This window comes from Corallococcus praedator (assembly GCF_003612125.1).
GTDB classification, from domain to species: domain Bacteria; phylum Myxococcota; class Myxococcia; order Myxococcales; family Myxococcaceae; genus Corallococcus; species Corallococcus praedator.
In genome coordinates, this window is record NZ_RAWI01001262.1 from 1 (window position 1) to 409 (window position 409).

The 409-nt window shown below is 69.7% G+C and carries 1 protein-coding gene; it reads right to left on the reverse strand.

Features of this window, described 5'->3' with window-relative positions; all coding sequences use genetic code 11:
- A partial coding sequence (locus tag D7Y13_RS50220) for a DnaA ATPase domain-containing protein (RefSeq protein ID WP_208734715.1) occupies nt 1-409 on the reverse strand: 409 nt, incomplete at both ends.

Consider the following 409-nt stretch of genomic DNA (forward strand, 5'->3'; position numbering starts at 1 on the left):
GTACACCATCAGGGGGTTGAAGGCGGTGGTGCCGGGCTTGTTGGCCACCGCAAGGCCGGCCGAGCGCGCCAGGCGGTTGCAGTCGCCCTCCACGTAGTTTTCAAACGTGTAGGTGGTGTTGAGCTGCGAGGGCACGATGTTGCGGTCCATCGTTTTAACGGCCTCGAAGGGGTTGCGCAGCGTGGTGGCGGCCACCTGGGCGGCGGTGGCGGTGTTGCCGCCGGGCACCAGATGGCGAGCCTGGGCCACCGGCCGGTTGGGCTGAATGCCGCCGGGCGCCGTGCCGTAGTTGGGACCCGGGCGGCCTTCGGGGGGCTGCGCGAGGCTGGGCGCCGTTTTGCGGGCCGGCGGCAGGTGCATGGTTTTGGCCGAGGCCTGGGCGTTGCCCTGGTCCACTACCACGCTGTAT